Annotated in this window: 2 protein-coding genes and 1 pseudogene; all 3 read left to right on the top strand. The window is 74.5% G+C overall.

Going from position 1 to position 23,561, the window contains the following annotated elements; all coding sequences use genetic code 11:
* The first annotated feature begins 2 nt into the window (after positions 1-2).
* The gene (locus ACQPZW_RS31850; protein WP_433789719.1) at positions 3-8,759 is read left to right on the top strand and encodes a type I polyketide synthase; all 8,757 of its coding nucleotides are present in this window, start codon (positions 3-5) and stop codon (positions 8,757-8,759) included.
* Positions 8,760-8,892: 133 nt separating this feature from the next.
* Positions 8,893-10,895, top strand: a pseudogene (locus ACQPZW_RS31845) (type I polyketide synthase); the annotation flags it as partial.
* Positions 10,896-11,147: 252 nt separating this feature from the next.
* A complete protein-coding gene (locus ACQPZW_RS31840) occupies positions 11,148-23,543 on the top strand; it encodes an SDR family NAD(P)-dependent oxidoreductase (RefSeq protein WP_433797671.1) in 12,396 nt (4,131 codons plus the stop codon).
* The last annotated feature ends 18 nt before the right edge of the window (positions 23,544-23,561 follow it).

Raw genomic sequence — 23,561 nt, 5'->3', positions numbered from 1 at the left:
CGATGACCCAGCCGGACCAGAAGATCGTCGAGGCCCTGCGCAGCGCCCTCAAGGAGACCGACCGGCTGCGCCGCCGGCAGCAGGAGACCGACGCCCGGGCCACCGAGCCGATCGCCATCGTCGGCGCCGCCTGCCGCTACCCCGGTGGTGTGCAGGGGCCGGACGACCTGTGGCAGTTGGTCGCCGACGGCCGCGACGCGGTCGGTGACTTCCCCGCCGACCGGGGCTGGGATCTCGCCGGGCTGTTCAGCGACGACCCCGACGCGGCCGGCACGTCGTTCGCCCGTGGCGGCGGGTTCCTCTACGACGCCGGAGACTTCGACGCGTCGCTGTTCGGGATCAGCCCGCGCGAGGCCCGGGCCATGGACCCGCAGCAGCGGCTGCTGCTGGAGTGCGCGTGGGAGACGTACGAGCGGGCCGGTCTCGACCCACTCGGGCAGCGCGGCGCCCGGACCGGCGTGTACACCGGCAGCAACGACCAGGACTACCTCGGGCTGCTCGGTGACCACCCGGGCGAACTCGAGGGACACCTCGGCACCGGCAACGCGGCCAGCGTGCTGTCCGGGCGGCTGGCGTACACGTTCGGGCTGGAAGGCCCCGCCGTCACCGTGGACACCGCCTGCTCGTCGTCGCTGGTCGCGCTGCACCTGGCCGTGCAGGCGCTGCGGCGCGGCGAGATCGACCAGGCGCTGGTCGGCGGGGTGCTGGTGATGTCGACGCCCGGCACGTTCCTGGAGTTCTCCCGCCAGCGCGGGCTGGCCGCCGACGGGCGGTGCAAGTCGTTCGCGGCGGCCGCCGACGGCACCGGCTGGGGTGAGGGCGCCGGGGTGTTGCTGGTCGAACGGCTGTCGGCGGCCCGCGCGGCCGGACGGCGGATCCTCGGCGTGGTGCGGGGCACGGCAATCAACCAGGACGGCGCTTCCAACGGGCTGACCGCCCCGAACGGGCCGGCGCAGCGGCGGGTCATCCGGGCCGCGCTCGCCGACGCGGGACTCGGGCCGGACGAGGTCGACGCGGTCGAGGCGCACGGCACCGGCACGACCCTCGGTGATCCGATCGAGGCGCAGGCGCTGCTGGCCACGTACGGCAAGGAAAGGGATCGTCCGCTCTGGCTCGGATCCCTCAAATCGAACATCGGCCACACCCAGGCCGCGGCCGGGGTCGGCGGCATCATCAAGATGATCGAGGCGATGCGGCACGGCGTGCTGCCCAAGACCCTCCATGTTGACGTGCCGACGCCGAAGGTTGACTGGACTTCCGGCAGTGTTGAGTTGTTGACGTCAACACGAGAGTGGCCGTCAACAGGTCGGCCGCGACGTGCGGCGGTGTCGTCGTTCGGGATGAGCGGCACCAACGCGCACGTCATCCTGGAACAGGGCGACCCCGCCGAGCCGTCTCCGCCGGAGACGGCCGTCGACGGGCCGATCCCGGTGCTGCTGTCCGGGGCGACTCCGGCGGCCCTGCGCGCCCAGATCGACGTCGCGGCCGGACACGACGGGCCGCTCGGCGGTGTCGCCGCCACCCTGGCCGGGCGGGCCGCGCTCGCCGAACGCGCGGTCGCCTGGGACGCCGGGAGCCTCGGCGCGCCGCCGGTCACCGGCACCGCCCTGGACGCCTCCGACATCGTCTTCGTCTACCCCGGACAGGGCGGCCAGTGGCTCGGCATGGCTGTCGGGCTGCTCGACCACCCCGCTTTCGCCGACCGCCTGCGTGAATGCGACACCGCCCTGCGGCCGCACACCGGGTTCTCGGTCGAGGACGTGCTGCGCGGAGACGACGACTGGCTGGCCCGGGTGGAGGTGGTGCAGCCGGTGCTGTGGGCCGTCGGCGTGGCACTGACCGCCTGGTGGCAGTCGTACGGCGTCGAGCCGACCGCGGTGATCGGCCATTCCCAGGGCGAGGTGGTCGCCGCCGTGGTCGCCGGCGCGGTCACGGTCGAGGACGGCGCCCGGATCGTCGCCGCCCGCTCCGCCCCGCTGGTCGGCCTGACCGGCGACGGCGGCATGCTGTCGGTCGGCGCCCCGGCCGCCGACGTGGAGCAGTGGCTGGCCGGCCGGCCCGGCCTGAACATCGCGGCGGTCAACGGCCCGGCACAGGTCGTGGTGGCCGGCGAGCGGCCGCTGCTGCAGCAGTTCATTCCGTTCTGTGAGGAGCGTGGCGTCCGGGCCCGGCTCGTCGAGGTCCGCTACGCCTCCCACTCGCCGCAGGTCGAGCAGGTCCGCGACGCGATCCTGGCCGGTCTCGGTGACGTCCGCGGCGCGGTCCCGCGGATCCCGTGGTTCTCCACCGTCACCGGCGAACGCGTCACCGAGCCGGTCACCGCCGACTACTGGTGGACCAACCTGCGGCAGCAGGTCCGCTTCGCCCCGGTCGTGCAGCAGCTGACCGACCAGGGTTACCGGCTGTTCGCCGAGATCTCCGGGCATCCGGTGGTCACCGTGGCGATCGAGCAGTGCGCGCCGGACGCCGGGATCTGGGGCACGCTGCGCCGCGGCGAGGACGACCCTGCCGCCCAGATCCGTGCGCTCGGCGAGGCGTGGGTCCGCGGCGTCCGCGTCGACTGGTCGTCCTGGCTCACCGGCCTCCGCCCCGACCCGGCTCTGCCCACCTACCCCTTCCAGCGCCGCCGCCACTGGCTGACCCCCGAGGAGCAGCGCCGCGACCAGGGCGGCGACCCCGAGTTCTGGGCGGCCGTCGAGGCCGGCGCCGACGCGCTGGCCGGCGAGCTCGGCCTGGACACCGCGCTCGTCGAGCCGGTCGTGGACGGCCTGGCCGCCTGGCACACCCGCAGACGCCTCGACTCCACGATCGACGGCTGGCGTTACCGGGTCACCTGGCAGAAGATCAACACCCCTGCGCCGGTACGGCCGGACGGCCGCTGGCTGGTCGTGCAGCCCGAGGGTGTCACCGTGCCCGAGGTGCTGCCGGGAGCCGAGACGATCACCGTCGACGCGACCGCCGTCACCCTGCCGGACGGCCCCTGGACCGGGGTGGTGTCGCTGCTCGCCCTGGACGAGCGCCCGATGCCCGGTCACCCGCACGTGGCCCGCGGCCTGGCCGGCACCCTGACCCTGATCCAGCAGCTCGCCGACACCCCGGTCTGGGTCCTCACCCAGGGCGACAGCCTGGCCCAGGCGCAGGTCGCCGGTCTCGGCCGGATCGCCGGACTGGAGCTGCCCCACCGCTGGGGCGGCCAGCTCGACCTCTCCGAGCACCCCGACCCGGACCTGGTCGGCACCGTCCTGGCCGGAGCGTTCGGCCCCGAGGACCAGCTCGCCCTGCGCCCCGACGGTGTCTACGCCCGCCGCGTCGTGCCCGCCCCGGCCCGCAAGCCCGGCACACCGTGGCAGCCGCGCGGCACCGTCCTGATCACCGGCGGCACCGGCGCCCTGGGTGGCCGGATCGCCCGCTGGGCCGCCGCGAACGGCGCCGGCCGGCTGGTCCTGGTGTCCCGCCGCGGCGGCGTCACCGACCTGCCGAACGCCGAGGTGCACGCCTGTGACCTGGCCGACCGGGCCGCCGTCGAGGCGCTGCTGGCCGCGGTCGGCCCGGTCGACGCGGTGATCCACGCGGCCGGGGTCGGCGCGAACGTGCCGTTCGCCGACACCGACGTGGACCTGCTGGACCGGCTGCTCGCCGGGAAGGTCGCCGGGGCCGTCCACCTCGACGCCCTGATCGGCGAGGTCGACGCGTTCGTGGTGTTCTCGTCGCTGTCCGGCGTCTGGGGCAGCCACTCGCACGCCGCGTACGCGGCCGCCAACGCCGCCCTCGACAGACTCGCCGAGCAGCGCCGCGCCCGCGGGCTCACGATGACCGCGATCGCCTGGGGCGCCTGGGCCGAGTCCGGGATGGCGTCCGCCGAGGTCGGCGCCGACCTACGCCGCCGCGGCATCGTGGCGCTGCCGCCCGAACCGGCGATAGAGGCGATGCGCCGGGCGATCGCCCAGGACGACACCACGATCTGTGTGGTCGACGTGGACTGGCCGCGGTTCACCGAACTGTTCACCGCCGAACGGCCCCGGCCCTTGATCGGGGACATCCCCGCCGTCCGCGACGCCCTCACCTCACCTGACGAGCCGGGGGACACCGGATCGGGCCTCACCGCCCGGCTGGCCGGGCTCGGTGCGGCAGAGCGGGAGCGGGTGGCCCTCGAGTTCGTACGCTCCGCGGCCGCCGCCGTCCTCGGTCACGCGTGCACCGACGAGATCCCGCCGCGCCGGCCGTTCCGGGAACTCGGGTTCGACTCGCTCACCGCCGTCGACCTGCGCAACCGGCTGCGCGCGGAGAGCGGGATCGCGCTGCCCGCCACCGTCGTCTTCGACCACCCGAACGCCGCCGCCCTCGCCGCGCACCTGCTCACCCGGGCCTTACCGGCCGCCGCCACCACGACGGTGACCGTCACCGGCAGCGTCGCCACCCTCGACGAGCCGATCGCGATCACGGCGATGAGCTGCCGATTCCCCGGTGGCGCGGAGTCGCCGGAGGAGCTGTGGCGACTGGTCGCCGACGGGGTGGACGCGATGTCGCCGTTCCCCACCGACCGGGGCTGGTATCTCGGCGACCTGGTCAACTCCGACTCGTCGGTACGCGGCACCACGTACACCAGCGAGGGCGGCTTCCTACGCGACGTCGCCGGGTTCGACGCCCGGCTCTTCGGCATCACCCCGCGCGAGGCCGTCGCGATGGACCCGCAGCAGCGGCTGCTGCTGGAGTGCTCGTGGGAGGCCCTGGAACGCGCCGGGCTCGACCCGACGGGGCTGCGCGGCTCCCGTACCGGCATGTTCGCCGGCACCAACGGCTCCGACTACCTGTGGTCGATGGGTGTCTTCCCCAGCGCCCTCGAAGGGCACCTCGGCACCGGCAACGCGGCGAGCGTCCTGTCCGGCCGGATCTCCTACACCTTCGGCCTCGAAGGCCCGGCGATGACCGTCGACACCGGCTGCTCGTCGTCGCTGGTCGCCCTGCACCTGGCCGTGCAGGCGCTGCGGCAGGGCGAATGCGAGCTGGCCCTGGTCGGCGGCGTCACCGTGATGTCCACGCCGGGGCCGTTCGTCGAGTTCAGCCGCAAGGGCGGGCTGGCCGCCGACGGGCGCTGCAAGTCGTTCGCGGCGGCCGCCGACGGCACCGGCTGGTCCGAAGGTGTCGGCGTGCTCGTCGTCGAGCGGCTCTCCGACGCGCAGCGGGCCGGGCGGCCGGTCCTCGCCGTGGTCCGGGGCAGCGCCGTCAACTCCGACGGCGCCTCCAACGGGCTGACCGCGCCGAACGGAACCTCCCAGCAGAAGGTGATCCGGCAGGCGCTCGCCAATGCGCGACTGACCACCGACGACATCGACGCGGTCGAGGCGCACGGCACCGGCACCACGCTCGGCGACCCGATCGAGGCGAACGCACTGCTCGCCACGTACGGCGCGGGGCGTACCGGGGAGCCGGTCCGGCTCGGGTCGATCAAGTCGAACCTCGGGCACACCCAGGCCGCCGCCGGAATGGCCGGGCTGATCAAGATGGTCCAGGCCATCCGGAACGGTCTGCTGCCCAAGACCCTGCACGTCGACGAGCCGTCACCGCACATCGACTGGCAGCTCGGCGGGGTCGAGCTGCTCACCGAGGCGATGCCGTGGCCGGAGACCGGACGGCCGCGCCGCGCCGGGGTGTCCGCGTTCGGGGTGAGCGGCACCAACGCCCACGTCATCGTCGAGCAGGCGCCTTCTTCTTCGGAGCTCCCGGCGCCCGCCTCCGGCGTGGCCGGGCCGGTTCCGCTGTTGCTGTCCGGCGCGGACACGGCCGGTCTGCGGGCCAGGGCGGCATCCGTCGCCGGCCATGAGGCGTCACTCGCCGACCTCGGCGCCACTCTGGCCGCCCGTGGCGCGCTGCCGGTCCGGGCGGTCGCCTGGGACGCCGAGTCCCTCGCGACCCTGCCGGTCTCCGGCACCGTTCTCGGCGACAGCCCGGTCTTCGTCTACCCGGGTCAGGGCGGTCAGTGGCTGCACATGACCGTGGGCCTGCTGGACGATCCAGCGTTCGCCGACCGGCTGCGTGAGTGTGATGCGGCGTTGCGCCCGCTGGTCGGGTTCTCGGTCGAGGAGGTGCTGTGCGGCGGCGACGACTGGCTCACCAAGGTGCACATCGTCCAGCCGGTGCTGTGGGCTGTCGGTGTCGCGCTCACGGCTTGGTGGCAGTCCTTCGGTGTGACTCCGGCCGCGGTGATCGGTCATTCGCAGGGTGAGGTCGTCGCCGCGGTGGTGGCCGGGGCGTTGTCGGTGGAGGACGGTGCCCGGGTGGTGGCCGCGCGGTCGCAGGCGCTGGTCGATCTGGACGGCACCGGCGGGATGGCGTCGATCGCCGCGGGCCCTGGCACGGTCGAGGGTTGGCTGCGGGACGGGATCACGATCGCGGCGGTCAATTCGCCGTCGCAGGTCGTCGTGGCCGGTAGGCGGGATGCGATCGAGGCGTTCGTGCCGTGGTGTGAGCGGCAGGGAGTCCGCGCGCGGCAGGTCGAGGTCGGTTACGCGTCGCATTCGGCGCAGGTGGAGCCGGTCCGCGAGGACGTGCTCACGGCGATCAAGGACGTTACGGGTACGGCTCCGCAGATCCCCTGGTATTCCACGGTCACGGGGGAGCGGGTCACCGAGCCGGTGACGGCTGACTACTGGTGGGAGAACCTGCGCAGCCAGGTGCGGTTCGCGCCCGTGGTGGAGAAGCTGACCGGCGACGGGTTCCGCCTGTTCGCCGAGGTGTCGGGCCATCCGGTGCTGGCGCTGGCGCTGGAGCAGAGCGCGCCGGACGCCGGTGTGTGGGGCACGCTGCGCCGCGGTGAGGACGGCCCCGCCGCCCGGATCCGCGCTCTCGGCCAGGCCTGGGTCCACGGCGTCGACGTCGACTGGTCGACCTGGCTGACCGGCGGCCGCCACCTGCCCGACCTGCCCACCTACCCGTTCCAGCACCGCCGCTACTGGCTGTCGCCCAGCGACGCCGGGGAACAGCCCGCCGAGCAGAACGTCCGCTACACGATCGACTGGGCGCCCCTGGACCTGCCCGCCGGCGCCAAGCTCACCGGCCGCTGGCTGGTCGTCACCCCGGACGGCGAGGGCGACGACGTCGCCGCCGAGCTGACCGGCGCCGGCGCCGACGTGGTGATCTCCCGCGACCTCGTACCGGGCGACTTCTCCGGCATCATCTCCCTGCTCGCGCTCGACGAGACCCCGTACCGCGGCCACCCGGACGTGCCCCGCGGCCTGACCGACACGGTGGCCCTGATCCAGGCCGCGACGAACGGCCCGCTCTGGGTACTGACCCGCGGCGCCGTCGACGACCCGGACCCCAGCCCCGCACAGGCCCAGGTCTGGGGCCTGGGCCGCGTCGCCGCCCTGGAACATCCGCAACTCTGGGGCGGCCTCGTCGACCTGCCACCGGCCGGCGCCGACGGGCTGGCCGCCGTGCTGGCCGCCGCCGACGGCGAGGACCAGATCGCCCTGCGCGACGGCCGGGCCCACGGCCGCCGCCTGCGGCCCACCACAATCACGACCGGCGGGTGGAAGCCCCGCGGCACCGTCCTGATCACCGGCTCCGGCGCGCTCGGCGGTCACGCCGCCCGCTGGGCCGCCGCCAACGGCGCCACCACGGTGATCGTCGCCGGCCGTACCGCACCGGACCTGGACGTGCCCGTCACGTTCGTGCCGTGCGACCTCACCGACCCCGAGCAGGTCGCGGCGCTGGCCGCCGGGCTGCCGGATGACCTCACCGCGGTCGTGCACGCGGCCGGAGCCGGCGAGGACACCGCCGTCGCCGAGCTGACCCCGGCCCGGATCGCCGAGGTCACCGACGTCCGGATCACCGGCGCCCGGCTGCTCGACGAACTGCTCGGCGACCGCGACCTGGACGCGTTCCTGCTGTTCACCTCGGCCGCCGGAGTCTGGGGCACGGTCCGCCACCCCGCCTCCGCGGCCGCCGACGCCCACCTGCACGCGTTCGCGCAGCAGTGCCGCGCCCGGGGCCGGGCGGCGACCGCGATCGCCTGGTCGCCGTGGGCGGGCGGCGGGATCGCAGCGACCGCGGCCGCCGACGGCTCGCTGCTGCGGCTGGGCATCCGGCCACTGGACCCCGGCCGGGCCGTGACCCAGCTGGCCGACCCGGCGCCGGTCGTCGCCGACGTCGACTGGGGACGGTTCCTGCCCGCGTTCGGCCTGGCCCGACCGGCCCGGCTCTTCGCCGAGCTGAAGACCACGGCGCCGATGCCCGCCCCGGACGGCGAGGAGGGCGACGACCTGCGCGAACGGCTGCGCGGCCGGCCAGCCGACGAGGCAGAGCAGGAGCTTGTCGACATGCTGCGCGGGCACATCGCCACGGTGCTCGGCTTCCCGGACACCGAGAAGATCCCGCCCACGCGGGCCTTCCGGGAGATCGGCTTCGACTCGGTCACCGCCGTCGAGCTGCGCAACCGGGTCAACGCGTCGACCGGGCTGCGCTGCCCGGCCACCCTCGTCTTCGACCACCCGAACCCGGCCGCGCTCGCCGCACACCTGCGCCGGGAGATCGTCCCGGACGAGACCCGGTCGGTGCTCGACGAGCTCGACGCCATCGAGAAGCGGCTCGCCGCCGAAACCCCGGACACCATCACCGAGACCCGGCTGCGGATCAAATTGCGGTCACTGTTGACGGCTCTCGACCGCGGTGGCGTACCGGCTCCGACAGCCGTCACGGCGCCCGTCGACAACGACGATGAGCTGCTGGAATTCATCGACAGACAGCTCGGCCGCGGCTGACCGGGTAGGGGAGCGCTAGGGGTACGGGGGCCCTCCGCGCGCTCCTAGCCTCCCTCCTGGGCCGGTGTCCGTGCATCCGTAGAGGTGGAGTTGAATGGCGACCGAGGAAACCCTCCGCGACTACCTCAAATGGGTGACGGAGGATCTGGCCCAGACCCGCCGGCGGCTCGCCGAGCTGGAGTCGGCCGACCAGGAGCCGATCGCGATCGTGGCGATGGGCTGCCGCTTCCCCGGCGGTGTCGCCTCACCCGGCGACCTGTGGCGGCTCGTCACCACCGGCGGTGACGCGATCTCGGCGTTCCCCGCCGACCGTGGCTGGGACACCTGGTGGGAGCCGGGCGCACCGGAACTCGACGGCCGCGGCGGCTTCCTGCACGACGCGGGCGACTTCGACCCGGCCTTCTTCGGCATCAGCCCGCGCGAGGCGCTCGCCATGGATCCGCAGCAGCGTGTGCTGCTGGAGGTGGCCTGGGAGACCCTTGAACGGGCCGGCATCGACCCGGCCGGGCTGCGCGGCACCCAGGCCGGCGTGTTCGTCGGCGGCAGTTACCTGGGCTACAGCTCATACGTCGAAGATCTGCCCGACGGGGTGCTCGGCCACCTGCTGACCGGCACCGCCCCGGCCGTGCTCTCCGGGCGCCTCGCCTACACGTTCGGCCTCGAGGGCCCGGCCGTCACGATCGACACCGCGTGCTCGTCGTCGCTGGTCGCCCTGCACCTGGCAGTCCGCGCGCTGCGCAACCGGGAATGCGCGATCGCGCTGACCGGCGGCGTGGCCGTGATGTCCACCCCCGACTCGTTCGGCGAATTCACCAAGCAGGGCGGTCTCGCCCCGGACGGCCGCTGCAAGTCGTTCGCCGCGGCCGCCGACGGCACCGGCTGGTCCGAGGGCGTCGGCCTGCTGCTCGTCGAACGGCTCTCCGACGCCCAGCGGCTCGGCCACCCGATCCTCGCCGTGGTCCGCGGCACGGCGGTTAACCAGGACGGCGCCTCGAACGGCCTGACCGCCCCGAACGGCGCCGCCCAGCAGCGCGTCATCCTCCAGGCGCTGGCCGCCGCCGGTCTGACCCCGGCCGACGTGGACGCCGTCGAGGCGCACGGCACCGGCACCCGCCTCGGCGATCCGATCGAGGCACAGGCGCTGCTCGCCACCTACGGCCAGGACCGGCCCGCGGACCGGCCCCTGCTGCTCGGCTCGCTCAAGTCCAACCTGGGCCACGCGCAGGCCGCGGCCGGTGTCGGCGGCGTGATCAAGACGGTGCTCGCGCTGCGCCACGCCCAGTTGCCGCGAACCCTTCATGTTGACGAACCGACCCCAAAGGTTGACTGGACCTCCGGCAATGTTGAGTTGTTGACGTCAACACGTGAGTGGCCGTCTGTTGACCGGCCGCGGCGTGCGGCTGTGTCGTCGTTCGGGATCAGCGGCACCAACGCACACGTGATCCTGGAGCAGGCCCCGCCGGTCCCGGCGACCACACCGGCGTCCGCCGGAGGACTTCCGGTGGTCCCGGTGGTGGTCACGGCCAGGTCCGCGTCGTCTCTGGAAGCCCAGATCCAGGGGGTACGGTCGACGAGCCCCGAGGTGGCCGTGAGGCTGGCGGCCCGTCCCGTCCATGAGCATCGCGCGGTACTGCTCGGTGACTCGGTCGTCCGCGGCGCCGCCACCGACGAGCGTCTGGCGATCCTGTTCACCGGTCAGGGTTCGCAGCGTCTGAACATGGGCCGTGAGTTGTATGAGACGTTCCCGGTCTACCGGTCGGCGTTCGACGAGGTCACCGCCCGGCTGGACATTCCGGATCTGGATGTGGACCAGACGGGTTGGGCGCAGCCGTCGATCTTCGCGGTCGAGGTGTCTCTGCTGGCTCTGGTCCGTTCGTGGGGTGTCGAGGCTGACGTTTACGCGGGTCACTCGATCGGTGAGATCGCCGCCGCCTACGCCTCCGGTGTGCTGTCGCTCGAAGACGCGGCGACGATGGTGTCGGCTCGTGCCCGGTTGATGCAGGCCCTGCCGCCTGGCGGTGTGATGGTCGCGGTGCAGGCGTCGGCCGACGAGGTCCGGGGGCGTATCCGGATCTGGACATCGCGGCGGTCAACGGCCCGAGGTCGGTGGTGGTCGCGGGTCTGGACCCGGATCTGCTGGCGGGCGACCCAGCAGCCCGAATCTCGTCGGCGGGTGCGGCGGGCGTTGGGTCCTTGTCGGCGGGTGATGTGGCGGCCCGGATTCCGCTGGATGCTCAGTCTTCGCCCGATGGTGAGGCGGGGGTTCGGTTCTCTTCGGCGGGTGGGGCGGCCGGTTGGTTGTCGTTGGCGTCCGATATCGCGGAGCTGGAGCGGGGGCCGTGGAAGACGACGCGGCTCAAGACCAGCCATGCATTCCATTCGCGGTTGATGGAGCCGATGCTCGACGACTTCCGGGAGGTCGTCGAGACGCTGACGTTCCACGGTGACGGCCCGTGGGCGAACCCGGAGTACTGGGTGTCGCACGTCCGGGACACCGTGCGGTTCGTCGACACCGTTGCTGGGCTCGGCACCGACCGGATCCTTGAACTCGGTCCCGACGCGGTCCTCAGCACCCTCACCGGCGGCGTGCCGGCGATGCGCCGCGACCAGCCCGAGGTGCTGACGCTGCTGACCGCCGTCGCCGAGCTGTTCGTCCGGGGACAGCACGTCGACTGGCCGTCCCTGGTCACCGGCCCGGCCGCGCACCCCGCCGACCTGCCCACCTACCCGTTCGACCACCAGCGCTACTGGCTGCGCCCCACCCCGCGCGAGACGGTCACCGCCGACTCCGGACTGTGGGCCGCCATCGACACCGCCGACCTCAGCGAGGTCGCCCGGGAGTTGCGGATCGACGCCGAAGCCCACCGGGAGACACTCGGCGCCCTGGTACCGGCCCTCGCATCGTGGCGCCGCCGCCGCAGCACCGACGGCTGGCGCTACCGCGACGTCTGGAAGCCGGTCCCCGACCCGACGGCCCGCCCGCTCACCGGCACCTGGCTGCTCGTCGCCGCCACCGACCCGGACGACATCGCCGGCCACCTGACCCGAGCCGGCGCGACCGTCATCACCGTAACCTCGGCCGACGACATCGCCGACCTGGTTCTCCCGGCCAGCCCTCACGGCGGCACCATCGCCGGCCACGCGGCGCCGGCCGGCGCGGGCGTCGACAGCATCACCGGCCGGGCCGGCGTGGCCGGGGTGGTGGCGCTGCCGACCAGCCTGGCCGAGACGCTTGCCGTCGCGCAGGCCGTCGAGAACGCGGCCACCGGCCCGCTGTGGATCCTGACCCGCGGCTCCGGCGACGAGATCTGGGGCCTCGGCCGGGTCGTCGGCCTGGAGTGGCCGGACCGCTGGGGCGGCCTCATCGAGCTGCCCGCCACCCTCGACGAGCGGGCCGCCGACCGTCTGACCGCGGTGCTGGCCGGCGCACTGGACGCCGAGGATCAGATCGCCGTCCGGGCCGCCGGTCTGCTCGTACGCCGCCTGGAACACGCCCCGCCCGCGAACGGTGACGGCTGGCAGCCTCGCGGCACCGTCCTGATCACCGGCGGCACCGGCGCGCTCGGCGGACGGGTCGCCCGCTGGGCGGCCGCCAACGGCGCCGCCCACCTGGTCCTCGCCGGACGGCGCGGCCCGGCCGCGCCCGACGCAGCCGAACTGATCGACGGCATCCGTGCCGCCGGCGCGGAGGTCACCGTGGTGGCCGCCGACCTCGCCGACCGTGACCAGGTCGCGGCCCTGCTCGACGGCCTGCCCGGCGAGCTGACCGCGGTCGTGCACGCGGCCGGTGTCGCGCACAGCGTGCCCCTGGCCGACCTCGACGCCACCGCCCTCGCCGCGGTCCTGTCCGGCAAGACCGCCGGGGCCAGGCACCTCGACGAGCTGCTCGGCGACACTCCGCTCGACGCGTTCGTGCTGTTCTCGTCGATCGCCGCGACCTGGGGCAGCGGCTGGGGAGGCGCCTACTCCGCCGCCAACGCCGCCCTCGACGCACTCGCCCGCGACCGCCGCGACCGTGGCCTGGCCGCCGTCTCGCTGGCCTGGGGGCCGTGGGCCGAGGCGGGCATGGCCACCGAGGGCGGGACGAGCGCCGCCCTCAGCCGCCGCGGACTCGCCGCGATCGACCCCGACCTGGCGATCGACGTGCTGCGGCAGGCCGTCACCGGCCGGGAACCGGTGCTCACGGTCGCCGACGTCGACTGGCCGGCGTTCACCGAGACGTTCGCCGCGGCCCGCCGCCGCCCGCTGCTGGAGGATCTGCCCGAGGTCGCCGCCCTCACCGTCGCCGAGCCGGTGGTGGACACCGGCTGGCGCGCCCGCCTGGCCGTGCTGCCGGCCGCCCAGCGCGAGACCGCCCTGTCCGACCTGGTCCGTGGCCACGCCGCCCGGGTCCTCGGCTACCCGTCGGCCGAGGCGGTCGCGCTGAAACGGCCGTTCCGTGAGCTCGGCTTCGACTCGCTGACCGCCGTCGATCTGCGCAACGCTCTGGCCGCCGAGACCGGGCTGCGGCTGCCGGCGACCCTCGCGTTCGACTATCCGACACCGCTGGAACTGGCCCGCCACCTGCAGGACCAGGTGTTCGGCGGGGATGCCCCGGCCGCCCCGGTGGCCGCGGTCGCCGACGACGACGACGACGACCCGATCGTGCTGACCGCGATGGCGTGCCGGTTCCCCGGCGGCATCACCACCCCGCAGCAGCTGTGGGACGTCGTCGCCGGTGAGGTCGACGCGGTCGGCCCGTTCCCGGCCGACCGGGGCTGGGACGTCGACGCTCTCTATGACGCCGACGGCGACCGGTCCGGCACCACGGTCACGGTCAGCGGCGGGTTCGTCGACGGCGCCGACCGGTTCGACCCGGCCCTGTTCGGGATCTCGCCGCGCGAGGCGCTGGCCATGGACCCGCAGCAGCGGCTCCTGCTGGAGACCGCCTGGGAGACGTTCGAGCGGGCCGGACTCGACCCGACCCGGCTCGGCGGCCAGGCGGTCGGCGTCTTCGTCGGCACCACCTACCAGGGCTATCCGTCACTGCTCGAGGAGAGCGCCGACGACCTGAGCGGCTACCTCGGCATCGGCAGCGCCGGCAGTGTCGCCTCCGGCCGGATCGCCTACACCTTCGGGCTGGAGGGCCCGGCCGTCACCGTCGACACCGCCTGCTCGTCGTCGCTGGTCGCCCTGCACCTGGCCGCGCAGGCGCTACGCCGCGGCGAATGCGACCTGGCGCTGGCCGGCGGCGTCACCGTGATGGCCACCCCGGGCACGTTCACCGAGTTCTCCAAGCAGAAGGGCCTGGCCGCCGACGGCCGGTGCAAGGCGTTCGCGGCGTCGGCCGACGGCACCGGCTGGGCCGAGGGCGTCGGCATGCTGCTGGTCGAGCGGCTCTCCACCGCGCGGGCCGCCGGACGCGCGGCGCTCGCCGTGGTCAAGGGCTCGGCGGTCAACTCCGACGGCGCCTCCAACGGGCTGACCGCCCCGAACGGGCCCTCCCAGCAGCGCGTCATCCGGCAGGCGCTTACCGGCGCCGGACTGTCCGCGTCCGACGTGGACGCGGTCGAGGCGCACGGCACCGGCACCAACCTCGGCGACCCGATCGAGGCACAGGCGCTGCTTGCCACGTACGGCCGGGACCGCGCCGGCGATCCGCTGTGGCTCGGCTCGATCAAGAGCAACATCGGGCACACCCAGTCCGCCGCCGGCGCCGCCGGCATCATCAAAATGATCATGGCGATGCGGTACGGGCTCCTGCCGCGCACCCTGCACGTGGACGCCCCGACCCCGCAGGTCGACTGGACGGCCGGACGGGTCGAGCTGCTCACCGAGGCCCGGCCGTGGCCCGCCGGCACCCGCCCGCGACGGGCCGGTGTCTCCGCCTTCGGGGTCAGCGGCACCAACGCCCACGTCATCCTGGAGGAGCCGCCCGCCGCCGAGCCCGGCGAGCCGCCCGCCGCCCGGACCGTCCTGCCGGTGCTGCCGTTCGTGGTCTCCGCCGCCACCGATGACGGCCTGCAGGCCCAGGTCGAGCGGCTGCGTGACTGGCTCGACAGCCACGACGGCGCCATCCCCCTCGACGTCGCGCGGACCGTCGCCGGCCGGGCCGCCCTCACCCACCGGGCCGTCTACCTGGCGGCCGGCCGGAAACCGCTGCTGCGGGCGCTCAAACGGGGCGACACCGTCGCCCGGGGCGAGGCCGGAGAGGGGCGGCTGGCACTGCTGTTCACCGGGCAGGGCACCCAACGGGTCACCATGGGCGAGCAGCTCTATGCGGCGTTCCCGGTCTACGCGGCCGCCTTCGACGAGGTGTGCGCGCTCGTCGACCCGCACCTCGACCAGCCGCTGCGACTCGTCGTCTTCGCCGACCCGGACGCCCTCGAGAACACCGGCTACGCCCAGCCCGCCCTGTTCGCGCTGGAGGTGGCGCTGCTCGCGCTGCTGCGGCACTGGGGGATCGAGCCGGACCTGGTGGCCGGGCACTCGATCGGGGAGATCGCGGCCGCGTACGCTGCCGGGATCCTCGATCTCACCGACGCGGCGACCCTGGTGACCGCCCGGGGAAGGCTGATGCAGGCCCTGCCGCCAGGTGGCGCGATGGTCGCCGTCCAGGCGGCCGAGGCGGACGTGCGCGCCGCCTTCCCCGGCCTCGACATCGCCGCCGTCAACGGGCCCGCCTCGGTGGTCGTCTCCGGCGCCGAGGCCGAGGTGGCCGCGGTGGCCGGGCACGGCTGGAAGACCACCCGGCTACGGACCAGCCACGCCTTCCACTCGCGGCTGATGGAGCCGATGCTCGACGAGTTCCGCGCCGTGGTGCGGACGCTGACGTTCCACCCGGCGGCGCTGCCCGGGGTGGGGCGCTGGGAGGACCCGGAGTACTGGGTGTCGCACGTGCGCGACACCGTCCGGTTCGCCGACACGGTGGCCGAGCTGACCGCCCTCGGCGCGGACCGGTTCCTGGAGGCCGGCCCGGACGGGGTGCTCACCGCCCTGACCGGGACGATCGCACCCGACGCGCTCGCCGTCGCGTCGCTGCGCCGGGACCGCGACGAGGTGACCACGCTGCTGACCGGTGTCGCCGCCCTGTTCGCCGCGGGTGTCGACGTGGACTGGACGGCCGTTCTCGACCACGCCGGGACGCCGATCGCCGACCTGCCGACCTACGCGTTCCAGCGGCAGCGATACTGGCCGCGTCCCGGAACCGGAACGGTCCTCGACCCGGCCGGCCTCGGGCTGGGCCTGGCCGGGCACCCGCTGCTCGGTGCCACGGTCTCGCTGGCCGGATCGGGCGGTACGGTCCTGACCGGGCGGGTCGCCGCGCGTACCCAGCCGTGGCTCGCCGACCACACGATCACCGGGACCGTCCTCGTTCCGGGCACCGCGCTGCTCGATGTGGCGCTGGCCGCCGGTGCCGCGGCGGGCGCGCCGGTCGTCGAGGAGCTGGTCCTCCAGCAGCCGCTGCGCCTGCCCGCCGACGGGGTCGACGTGCAGGTCAGCGTGGCCGAACCGGACGACGACGGCCGCCGTGCGGTCACCGTCCACTCGCGCGCCGACGACACCTGGACCACCCACGCCACCGGGTTCGTCACCGCCGCGTCTCCGGCCGGGTTGCCGGCGTCCGCCGCGTCCCCCGTCGGGTTGCCGGCTTTCGCCGAATCTTCGGCTGGATCCCCGGCCTCCGCCGCATCTTCGGCCGGCCTCGTCGCCGGGGATGCGGTCGCCGAGACGTTCGCGTGGCCGCCGGCCGGAGGCGAGCGGGTACCGACCGACGACCTCTACGACCGGCTCACCGCGTCCGGCTACGGGTACGGTCCGGCCTTCCGGGGGCTGCGTGAGGCCTGGCGGCACGGCGACGACCTGTATGTGGCGGCCGAACTGGACGGTCACCCGGACGGGTTCGCCGTGCACCCGGCGCTGCTCGACTCAGTGCTGCACGGCCTGAGCGCCGGAGCCGACGGTGACGGGGAGACCCGGCTGCCGTTCGCGTTCACCGGTGTCACCGTGCACGCCGAGGGTGCGACCCTGCTGCGGGCCCGGCTTCGCGTCGACGGCGACAGCGTGCGGGTCGACGCGATCGACGCCGCCGGCGAGCCGGTCGTCACGGTCGAAGGTCTGGTGTTCCGCGCGATCACCGCCGAGGACACCGCCTCCGGCGACGACGCCGCCCGTTCCCTCTTCACGGTCGAGTGGACCCCGGTCGACGTGGCTCCCGCGACCGAGTCGCCGGCCGTCATCACGCTCGGCCAGGACCTGCCCGCACCCGTGCCGGTGCTGCTCGTGGATGCGACCGTGCCGACGCCCTCGGCCGAGGCGGCCGCCGCGCCGGTGATGGCGGCGGACGGCAGCGCTCCGAGCGTCCTGGAGCGGACGGCTGCACTGCTCGGCCTGCTCCAGACGTGGCTGGCGGATCCTGCGTGGGCTCAGTCGCGGCTCGTGGTGCGCACGCACGGCGGCAGTGCCGCGGACGGCGCGCTGTGGGGACTGGTGCGCAGCGCCCAGTCGGAGCACCCGGATCGGATTCACCTGCTCGACGGCCCGGACGACGTGTTCTATCAGGTGCCGCAGGCACGGGTCCGGGACGGGATCGTCGAGGTCCCACGGCTGGCCCGGATGGCGACGACCGGCCCCGGCGAGGCCGAGCGGCAGGACCTGGTGGACGCGGCCGGGGCGCCCGACTTCGGGGACGGGGCCGTGGTGGTGACCGGGGCGACCGGCGCGCTCGGGCGGCTGGTGGCCGAGCATCTGGTGCGGGCGCACGGCGCACGCCGACTGATTTTGATCTCCCGCTCGGGAGGCTCGACGGCGATCGACGGCGCGGAGATCCGCGAGGTGGCCTGCGACGTCGCGGACGCCGAGGCCGTGCGGAACGCGCTGGCCGGCGAGCGGATCACGGCGATCGTCCATGCGGCCGGCGTCATCGACGACGGGCTGTTTGGCTCACTGACGCCGGACCGGTTGGCCACGGTGTTCCGGGCCAAGGTGGACGCGGCCCGCAACCTGGTCGCGGCCACCACCGGCGTCGCGGGCGTGACCGGCGTCGCGGGCACGGCCGGCGTCGCGGCCACGACCGATCTCAAGGCGCTGGTGTTCTTCTCGTCGGCGTCCGGGCTGTTCGGCAACGCCGGGCAGGCCAACTACGCCGCCGCGAACGCGTTCCTGGACGCCTACGCCGAGCAGCTTCGTGCCGAGGGCATCCCGGCCACGTCGATCGCGTGGGGACTCTGGGACGCCGGGCTCGGCGCCACCCTGACCGACAACGATCGCCGCCGGATGACTGCGGCCGGGTTCGGCGCGCTGGACCCGGCGACCGGCCTGGCGCTGTTCGACGCCGCGGTGGCCGCCGGCCAGCCGGTCGCCGTGCCGATGCGCCTGGACCCGGCGGCGGTACGTCGGGCCGGCGACCCGCATCCGCTGCTGCACGGCCTGGTCCCGGCCGTCGCGCGCCGCCGTGCGGCCGGCCGCGTCACCGCCGCCACCGGCTCGTCGTTCGCCGTCGACCTGACCGGGCTGCAGGAGGCCGACCGGGTCGCGGCCGCTCTCGCCACGGTCCGCGGCCAGGCCGCCGCGGTTCTCGGCTACCCGTCGGCCGACGCGATCCCGGCCTCCCGGGCGTTCCGGGAGCTCGGCTTCGACTCTCTGACCGCCGTCGAGCTGCGCAACCGGCTGGCCGCCGAGACCGGTCTGCGGCTGCCGGCCACGCTGATCTTCGACTACCCGAACGCGTCCGCCCTCGCCGATCACCTGGTCGCCGTCCTGGCCCCGCAACCGGCCGCCGCACCGCAGACCATCGTGCCGGTCGCGGCGGACGCCGCCGACCCGATCGTGATCGTCGGCATGGCCTGCCGCTATCCGGGCGGGGTGGACAGCCCGGACGAGCTGTGGGACCTGGTGGCGCAGGGCCGCGACGGGATCGGCCGGTTCCCGGAGAACCGTGGCTGGGACGTCGACGGCCTCTACCACCCGGACCCCGACCACCCCGGCACCTCGTACGCCCGTGAGGGTGGTTTCCTCTACGACGCCGCCGACTTCGACCCGGGGCTATTCGGCATCTCCCCGCGCGAGGGCATGGCCATGGACCCGCAGCAGCGGCTGCTCCTGGAGTCGGCGTGGGAGACCCTGGAACGGGCCGGTGTCGACCCGCTGGGACTGCGCGGCTCCCGCACCGGCGTCTTCGTCGGCCTGATGTACCACGACTACCTGGGCCGGCTCACGGCCGTACCGGAAGAGGTCGAGGGTTTCCTCGGCACCGGCAACTCGGGCAGTGTCGCGTCCGGCCGCATCGCCTACTCCTTCGGGCTGGAGGGCCCGGCCGTCACCGTCGACACCGCCTGCTCGTCGTCGCTGGTCGCCCTGCACCTGGCGGTGCAGGCGCTGCGGTCCGGCGAGTGTGACCTGGCGCTGGCCGGCGGCGTGACGGTGATGGCCACCCCGGACACGTTCACCGGCTTCTCCCGCCAGCGGGGCCTGGCCGCCGACGGGCGCTGCAAGTCGTTCGCGGCCGCCGCCGACGGCACCGGCTGGGGCGAGGGCGTCGGCATGCTGCTCGTCGAGCGGCTCTCCGACGCCCGCAGACACGGGCACCGGGTGCTCGCCGTGGTCCGCGGCACCGCCGTCAACCAGGACGGCGCCTCCAACGGGCTGACCGCCCCGAACGGGCCGGCCCAGCAGCGCGTCATCCGGCAGGCCCTGGCCGCCGCCGGGCTGCGGCCCGCCGACGTCGACGCGGTCGAGGCGCACGGCACCGGCACCACCCTCGGCGATCCGATCGAGGCGCAGGCGCTGCTCGCCGTCTACGGCCAGGACCGCGCCGCCGGACCGCTCCGGCTGGGATCGATCAAGAGCAACATCGGGCACACCCAGGCCGCGGCGGGCGCCGCGGGCATCATCAAGATGGTTCAGGCCATGCGGTACGGGCTACTGCCGCCCACCCTGCACGTCGACGCGCCGACCCCGCAGGTCGACTGGACCGCCGGTGACGTCGAGCTGCTCACCGAGGCCCACCCGTGGCCGGCCGGTGACCGGCCCCGGCGGGCGGGTGTGTCGTCCTTCGGCATCAGCGGCACCAACGCCCACGTCATCCTGGAGGAGCCGCCGGCCGCCGAGCCCGCCGAGCCGCTGCCGAACCGGGCCGTCCCGCTCGTGGTCACCGCCAACGACCAGACCGCGCTGGACCAGCAGATCGCCCGGATCACCGCGGTACGCGACCTGCCCCGCCCCCTGGTCGGGCACGCGCTCACCACCCGGGCCGTGCTGCCGTACCGCGCGGTGCTCCTCGACAACGCGGAGCCGGTCGCGTCCGGACGGGCCGCCGAGGGCCGGCTGGCGATGGTCTTCACCGGGCAGGGCTCGCAGCGGGCCGGCATGGGCCGTGAGCTGTACCAGGCGTTCCCGGTGTTCGCGGCCGCCCACGACGAGGTCACCGCGCTGCTGGACATCCCCGAACTGGACGTGGACCAGACCGGCTGGGCGCAGCCGTCGATCTTCGCGCTCGAAGTGGCGCTGCTCGCCCTGCTGCGGTCGTGGCGGGTGGTCCCGGACGTGGTCGCCGGCCACTCGATCGGCGAGATCACGGCCGCCTACGCCACCGGTGTGCTGTCGCTGGCCGACGCGGCGACGCTGGTGTCGGCTCGGGCCCGGCTGATGCAGGCGCTGCCGCCCGGCGGTGTGATGGTCGCCGTGCAGGCCTCCGAATCCGAGGTGCGGGCCGCCTATCCCGACGTGGACATCGCGGCCGTCAACGGCCCCACCTCGATCGTGGTCGCCGGTGCCGGCCTCCCCGACCTGTCCCGGTGGACGACGACCCGGCTCAAGACCAGCCACGCGTTCCATTCGCGGCTGATGGAGCCGATGCTCGACGACTTCCGAGCCGTGGTCGAGACGCTGACGTTCCACGGCGACGGCCGCTGGGCCGACCCCTCCTACTGGGTGTCGCACGTGCGGGACACCGTCCGGTTCGCCGACACGGTCGCCACCCTCGACGCGGCCCGGGTGCTGGAAATCGGCCCGGACGCCGTGCTCACCGCCATCATCCAGGACGCCCGGCCCGACCTGGTCGCCGCGGCCACCCTGCGCCGCGGCCGTGGCGAGGTGGAATCGCTGCTCACCGCGGTCGCGCAGATCTTCGTGGCCGGGCAGGACGTCGACTGGGCGGCCGTCTACGGTCCCGGCCCGGCGCCCGTGCTCGACCTGCCGACCTACCCGTTCCAGCGGCAGCGGCTCTGGATCGACGTGATCGACCCGGCCGGCGACCTCACCGGAGCCGGGCTGCACGAGGCCGGGCACCCGCTGCTCGGCGCCGAGATCACCCTGCCCGACACCGACGCCCGCCTGTTCACCGGCCGGTTCGCCGCCGGATCACCGGACTGGCTGGCCGACCACACCGTCTACGACACCCTCCTGGTCCCCGGGGCGGCGCTCGTCGACATCGCCCTCGCGGCCGGAGCCCGCACCGGCACCCCGGTCCTCGACGAGCTGCTGCTCCAGGCGCCGCTCGTCGCGCCGGCCACCGTCCGGGTCACCGTCGGCGAACCGGGCGACGACGGCCGCCGCCCGGTCACCGTCCACTCCCAGCCTGCCGGCGCCGACACCTGGATCACCCACGCCACCGGCACCCTCGGCGACTCACCCGCCCCGGCCGTGACCGTCGCGCCGTCAGCCGGCGAGCCGATCCCGCTGGACGGCCTGTACGACGATCTCGCCGACGCCGGACTGCGATACGGGCCGGTCTTCCAGGGACTCACCGCCGTGACCAGGGACGGCGACGAGGTCGTCGCGGACGTCCGGCTCGACGGCGCCGCCACCGACGGCTACGGGGTGCACCCGGCCCTGCTCGACGCGGCCCTGCACGCCATCGCCGCGGCCGGACTCTTCGACGGCACGGTGCGGCTGCCGTTCGCGGTCACCGGCGCCCGGCTGCACGCGGTCGGCGCCACCAGCCTGCGGGTACACCTCACCCGTACCGCCGACAGCACGGTCCGCCTGATCGCCGTCGACGCCGCCGGAGCACCCGTGCTCACCATAGACGAGCTGGCGTTCCGGCCGGTCACCGCCGACCAGATCGCCACCACCGGCGGGTTCCGGTCGATGTACCGCGTCGACTGGGTGCCGCAGCAGGTCACACCGGGGGAGAAGCCCGTCGTGATCCGGCTCGGCGCGGCACTGCCCGCCCCGGCGCCGGTGCTGCTTGTCGACGCGAGCGTCCCCGGCGACGCGCTCGACCGGGCGTCGCAGCTGCTCACGACACTGCAGGCCTGGCTCGCCGACCCGGCGTGGAACGACTCCCGGCTGGTCGTACGCACCCACGGGTCCGCCGGCGACGACGTGCCCGACCCGGACGGCGCCGCGCTGTGGGGTCTGGCCCGCACCGCGCAGAGCGAGAACCCCGACCGGATCCACCTGCTCGACGGGCCCGCCGACGTCTTCTATCCGGTCCCGCAGGCGCTGGTGCGCGACGGGGTGGTGCGGGTGCCGCGGTTCGCGCGGGCCCAGGCCGACGGGACCCCGGACTTCGGCGGCGGGCCGGTGGTGGTCACCGGCGCGACCGGCACTCTCGGCCGGATGGTGGCCGAGCATCTGGTGCGGGCGTACGGCGTACGAAAGCTGATCCTGATGTCCCGGTCGGCGCAGCCGACGATGATCGACGGAGCCGAGGTCACGGCGGTCGCCTGCGACCTGGGTGACGCGGCCGCCGTCGCCGAGGCGCTGCGCGACGAACCCGTCACCGCCGTGATCCACGCCGCCGGGGTGCTCGACGACGGCACCCTCGCCTCGCTGACCCCGCAGCGGCTGGCCACGGTCTTCCGGGCCAAGGTGGACGCGGCCCGCAACCTGGTCGCCGCCACCAAAGACCTGACCGCGCTGGTGCTCTACTCGTCGGCGTCCGGGCTGTTCGGCAACGCCGGCCAGGCCAACTACAGCGCCGCGAACGCGTTCCTCGACGCCTACGCCGTCCACCTGCGTGGACAGGGCGTCCCGGCGACGTCGATCGCCTGGGGGCTGTGGGACGCCGGGATGGGGCACAGCCTCACCGCCGCTGATCGGGCACGGTTGGCCCGTACCGGATTCGGGGCTCTGACCTCAGCCGACGGTCTCGCCGCCTTCGACGCCGCCGTCGCCTCCGGGCATCCCCTGGTCGCGCCGATCGCCCTCGACCTGGCCGCCGTCCGGACCGCCGCCTCGACCGCCGCCTCGACTGTTGCTTCGACCGCCGCCTCGACCGCCGGGGTGGTGCCCGAACTGCTGCGCGGCCTGGTGTCCGTGCCGCGCCGGGCCGATGCCGCCGCGCCTACCGCGCAGCTCGCCGACGAACTGTCCCGGCTCGGCGACACCGAACGGGAGAAGGCACTGACCGACCTGATCCGGCAGCGCACCGCCGCGGTCCTCGGCTACGCCTCACCGAAGGACGTCGAACCGGCCCGCGGCTTCCTCGAACTCGGCTTCGACTCCCTCACCGCGGTCGAACTGCGCAACCGGCTCACCGCCGAGACCGGTCTCAGACTCGCCGCGACCCTGCTGTTCGACCATCCGTCGCCGGTCGCGCTCGCCCGGCACCTGTCCGGCCTTCTGCAGCCGCGGCAGCCGGCCGAAACCGACCCGGCCGACGCCGTCTACGCCGAGATCGCCGGTCTGGAAGCCCGCCTGCAGGCCGTCGCCGTCGACGAGGCCCACCGTGCGGCGATCGGGCAGCGGTTGCGCGCTCTCGCCGCCGGCTGGACCGCCACCCCCGACGGGGACGACGACCTCGCCGCGGCCACCGCCGACGAGATCTTCGACCTCCTCGACGAGCTCGGCACCCCGTGAGACGACCCGAAAGCGGTT

The sequence above is a fragment of the Actinoplanes sp. CA-252034 genome, from assembly GCF_050956125.1.
Classification (GTDB): domain Bacteria; phylum Actinomycetota; class Actinomycetes; order Mycobacteriales; family Micromonosporaceae; genus Actinoplanes.
This window is presented reverse-complemented; position numbering and strand designations above follow the sequence as displayed.